At 45.6% G+C, this 4,891-nt stretch carries 5 protein-coding genes; all 5 read left to right on the forward strand.

Annotated elements, in window-relative coordinates:
* Positions 1-465: 465 nt before the first annotated feature.
* The gene (locus IPP74_15270; protein MBL0320634.1) at positions 466-690 is read left to right on the forward strand and encodes a hypothetical protein; all 225 of its coding nucleotides are present in this window, start codon (positions 466-468) and stop codon (positions 688-690) included.
* Positions 691-692: 2 nt separating this feature from the next.
* A complete protein-coding gene (locus IPP74_15275; GenBank protein MBL0320635.1) occupies positions 693-914 on the forward strand; it encodes a hypothetical protein in 222 nt (73 codons plus the stop codon).
* Positions 911-1,213 (forward strand): hypothetical protein, encoded by a 303-nt coding sequence (locus IPP74_15280; protein ID MBL0320636.1) that lies wholly within the window; start codon positions 911-913, stop codon positions 1,211-1,213. The genes IPP74_15275 and IPP74_15280 overlap by 4 nt, the downstream gene beginning before the upstream one ends.
* Complete coding sequence (locus IPP74_15285; GenBank protein ID MBL0320637.1) at positions 1,183-2,529, forward strand: DUF3631 domain-containing protein; 1,347 nt, start codon at positions 1,183-1,185, stop codon at positions 2,527-2,529. The genes IPP74_15280 and IPP74_15285 overlap by 31 nt, the downstream gene beginning before the upstream one ends.
* 1,756 nt (positions 2,530-4,285) lie before the next feature.
* Positions 4,286-4,891, forward strand: a 606-nt coding sequence (locus tag IPP74_15290) for a DUF4011 domain-containing protein (GenBank protein ID MBL0320638.1), incomplete at its 3' end; no start/stop codon positions are given.

The raw sequence follows: 4,891 nt of genomic DNA on the forward strand, positions 1-4,891 counted from the left end.
TTTATATGGATCAAGGTGGTGTCCGTACTAAGGAATTCCCCAAAGAAGAAAAGGATCTGTTTAAAAGACGTTGTTGCCGAGCATTTGAGGGGCTTAGTACTTTTAAAGGGAATGCGAATCTATTTATTCAAGATGGAGTGGTTAAACAAGTAAGGTTTGAACCAATTTAATTTTTAGTGAAATCGACCCCGAGTTTTGATGAGTCTAATCTCACGGGAGTTCGGCTACTCGACGACATAAATAGAACACAGCGACAGGAAACGACCCCGCGCTTTGACGTGAGTTCACACTCATAGAGCTCGGCCACTCAAACCCTGTACTGAATTACAGAACATTTATTTGTTCCGTGATTTGGTACAGGGTTTTTTTGTTGCTCACGAAAAGGAGCATGTCATGGAAGCAGCGCAGAGAAAGAAGTCGGAACGAAAAGCGAAGATGTTGGACGCAGTACCCTTACCATGGGAGATGGCAGCTCAGTCAAAGAGAATGTTGACAGATACGCAGGTGGTGCAGCTCTATCTGCCGGGAGCGACACGCGGTGCTCTGTCAATGGGGCGTTTTGGCAAGGGGCCTTATGCCGCCCTACCCTACAAAAAGATCAATCGTTCGTGCCGTTATGTAGAGTGCGTGGTTGTCCAGTTTGTCGAAGAACTGGCGGATGGCAAACCTTCTACCACAGGGAGGAGCTGACCATGCTAAGAATCCAAGAGCTAAACAAAGCAGCCTTTATATGGGCAATTACAAAAGAAGAACCCGCTTTAGAATTTGATGGCCACATGGCTTCATTCGGTTTCAGCAAGGTGGCTGACGCCAGTGCCGCATTGATCTCCTACGAAACAGGCGCTGTTGTTGAAGCAAAAGTATTCAGTAGGATGAGAGACTCATTGTTCCGCAGGATAAGGGGGACAAAATGATAAATACGCTCATAACCTACAACAGAACCGAACTCGAGACTAAAGCGACAGAACTGGGTCATATTTTCCCTCCTCAGACACCTGATGGTAGTTTGATTAATGCTAATAGCTCATTAGATCATGGCGCGGATTGGTCACAAACGACAACTGATGAAGCAGATCATACCCCAGTAATTGATGCAACGCCTCCGTTTACGGTCAAACAGTTAGCTGAACTCTCACCTATTGAATATGACAAAGTCAGAAAAGCCTCAGCCATTGAAATGGAGTGCGCCAAGCAATTCTTGATGAAGAGGTGAAAAAAGAACGGAAACAGCAAGCAGCAAAATCTTGTGATGTAACTTCAGCATCTGCCGAAGTAGAACTCTGGAATACCCCTGTTGACGGTGCGGATTTACTGACAGCCATTGTAGCTACAATAAACCGATTCATTATCTGTGAAAAACACACTGCGATTGCTGCGGCATTATGGATTGCAATGTGTTGGTTCATGGATGTTGTGCAAGTTGCACCGCTAGCAGTAATTACAGCTCCTGAAAAGGAGTGCGGAAAATCATTGTTGTTGACCTTGATTGGGAGATTAGTACCCAAACCTCTGCAATCATCAAGTGTTTCACCTGCATCGCTATATAGGAGTATCGATCTATGGAAGCCGACGCTGCTAATTGACGAAACTGATGCTTGTCTTAAGGATAATGAGGAGCTACGAGGGCTGATAAATTGTGGCCACACCCGAGATAGTGCCTATACAATCCGTTGCGTTGGTGAGGACCACACGCCTACCAAGTTTAACCTATGGGCAGCTAAGGCATTGTCTGGAATTGGGCATATTGCAGACACGTTGATGAGTAGAGCAATCATACTTGAACTACGACGCAAACTGCCTACAGAAAAAGTTGAAAGAATTCGTCATGCAGACCCTGCCTTATTTCAGGAATTATCTTCAAAACTCGCACGTTTTGCTGAAGATAATGCTGACTGTGTTCGTTTTGCACGTCCAAATTTACCATCCAGTTTAGGCGACCGAGCGCAGGACAATTGGGAACCCCTCCTGAGCATTGCTACTGTTGCCGGTGGCAATTGGTTCAATATAGCGACTGCTGCTGCTATCAAAATATCTGGAAGTGGCGAACAGTCACTAACGATTGGTGTCGAACTGCTGTTGGATATTCAAGAAGTGTTCAGAAATCTAAAGATTAACCGCATAAGCACTACAGACCTAATTAAACATCTTATCGCTGATAATGAAAAACAGTGGGCTGGGCATAATAAAGGTTCCCAGATTAGTCCAAAACAAATTTCCGATATACTGAAGGGGTATAAAATTCACTCCAAGACACTCCGTGCCGGTAGTGAAACCTTCAAAGGGTTTGAAAAAGTGCAGTTTACAGAAGCATGCTCTCGCTATATCCCTGGTATCCCCAATTCTCCGGTAACAGCGTCACAACCCCCGTCAGTAGTGGATTTGCAGACTATTTATTCAGGTAACACAGATGATCTTGTTACCACAATTAATACGTGTGAACCCCCATCAATACTGGATTGTTACTCTGTTACCGCAAAAACACCTCCTCAGTGTTATCGAGATATTGAAGAGCTAAGTGAGGATGTGTAAACTTTCACAGCAGCAGACCTGTCCCTCGAAGACTTGCATCCAAATATTGGTGTAGCCTGCCACGATGCTAATTGCCTCGCATCTTCAATTGCTGAATCTAGGGCAATTTTGGATACGTGCAGGGCAGAAAACGACATGGTACTAGTAGTTCAAGAATTAGAAGAATTGAGTACGTTGGTATCTGGAACCCATGGCAAAGCAGATACCGTAGTGACTGTTTAGGAGCCTTCTGGCTGGCGCACGCCTGCCGTGAAGGCGGATAAACAGGATCGAAGGTATCTGATGAGCCATGGGAGGAATCATTATAAAAAACATAAGGAATCCTAAAAAGTAAAATCACTTACCATCAAACGCGAGACTGTTGAGGTCTGGCAGGTTAAGCCAGATATAGCGTTAGAGAAGTTATCACAGGGCGGCAAGGGTAACACCTTGCCGCCTTTCTTCTCAGTCAAACCTGTAGGTGGATAATGATACATTCGTCTGCATTATCGACGATACTCTGCTTCTGTATGGCTACCTACAAGAGGCAAACGGCTTTGGCCCTATACTCAGCTATGCCTGATGAATTATATGGGAGCTTTATCTCGTGCCTATATTTTATATATTCTCTGGGAAGACCGCTCCATCAGCTAGACGGTGAAGCTGTCCGTCTTCTTCCGCCAAGCTAGATTCAAGAGATGAAAGACATTCGCATCACACTGCATTCCATTCCACTTCGGGCACCCGTCACGAGGAATAAGCCGTGTCAGAATCCCTCCGTTCCATTCCAGCAGTGTCATGCTCATACAAACTTACAGACGCTTCACAAATCGGGGATGAGGCTTCCGAATTGTTTCGCAGAAACTGAGGCAGTCAGGTTATGTGCAACAAGGCGCACAATTAACCCTATCAGTAATCCAGATCATAAGATTTGAAGCCGGTCAGTAGGGAGCACAACACAGGCTATGCCAACACCCCCCGCCGCTCCTTCCCCTCTCTGGACACACCCCATCCTAGGCATCCCCCCCGACAAGTAACTCCCAAAGAGGGGAAGGACGCTCTTAGGTGGAGTTGTTGCTGCTGGCCGACCCTCCATTGGTTCATCTCATTGTGGCACAAGACGCTGCCCGCCATGTAAAGGCGATTGCGGTCAACGGCCACAATGGACTCACGCATATCCTGTGTAAGACGTGCTCCCGATGGAGTAGATACCCCCGCCCTCCCAGCAGCCTGGCACGGAATGCGGGCTTCACCCTTCGCGCACTCAGGACGCGCCCACCTCCGAGCCAGCCTGCTTCCCGTCCGCCCCCTCGGGTGCTCCCCTCAAACCAGTACAAATTCACCTTTAATTAAGAAGGTTTCCGGTGTTAATTAATCCAGTATCATGCTAAGTAAACACATATATTTCCACCAGTACCGTCTAAATAACCTTTGTATAGGTTGCTAGATGGGGGAGGTCATCCTTCATACTGGAACTATGCTGGAACGGGACTGGAACTTAAAAAGTGGGTTACAACTGTAATGGATCTCTTACATATACGAATAATGCTCAATGAGTCGCATTGCAGATGTGGTTTTCAGCATAAAATCAAACCAGTATGATTTGACGGTGCCAAACTTAAACTTTTAACAAAAATTGTAAACGACAGAAATAGAAGTTCCCAACCAGGAAAAGGGACACCGACCACCCAAATAGACCGAGCGGGCGGGTCATTTCCCAAGCCGTTGGCCCCAATAGACGATAAGAATCTTAAATTTTTTGTTACTCGAGGCCCACATGCCGATAGATCTACAAGACACAGGATATGTCGATAATGCAATAGAAGTAAATGGCTACGATGATGCCGTATTTATTCCCGCACCTACTAATGACCTTTTCAATGGCCAAGTGCCGATAGAGCAAGCGCTACAAAGACTTCGCACAAAACTACTTGATATTTCATCGAAAAACCGTCTTATCAGCTACAGATACCCAAAAGGCAAATCAATTCAATTTGTCAATTCTCCGAATCTAAATCTCATTTTCAATCGACTTACCGAAAGTAAGCCCATTGGTATTAGCTTCATTCAAGACCCTCCTGCCGGTAGCTATATACAGAAAAAACCCGATGTAAAAGGCATTGCTGAATCACTTGGTATAGATGTCGAAATTGATTTTCCACCCGAATCATGCGCCCCCAGTACCCATAAGCGCTTGTCGAACTTACAAGCCCTTTTTTATCCCCAAGACCTCGATAAAATATGCCGCAAAATTGCAAGCGAGGCCCGTACAGTAATCGAGGAAACCAGCACAAATATGCTGTTCCTTATTTTCGGATTTCTTGAATTTTATGATTCGGACGATTCTGAGAAACCGATTTATGCTCCATTACTCGCTGTCCCT

It is taken from the genome of Alphaproteobacteria bacterium, assembly GCA_016722515.1.
Lineage (GTDB): Bacteria > Pseudomonadota > Alphaproteobacteria > Rickettsiales > JADKJE01 > JADKJE01.

Coding starts and splice junctions, on each gene's coding strand:
- IPP74_15275 (MBL0320635.1), top strand. CDS start 693: ATGCTAAGAATCCAAGAGCTAAACAAAGCAGCCTTTATATGGGCAATT.
- IPP74_15280 (MBL0320636.1), top strand. CDS start 911: ATGATAAATACGCTCATAACCTACAACAGAACCGAACTCGAGACTAAA.
- IPP74_15270 (MBL0320634.1), top strand. CDS start 466: ATGGCAGCTCAGTCAAAGAGAATGTTGACAGATACGCAGGTGGTGCAG.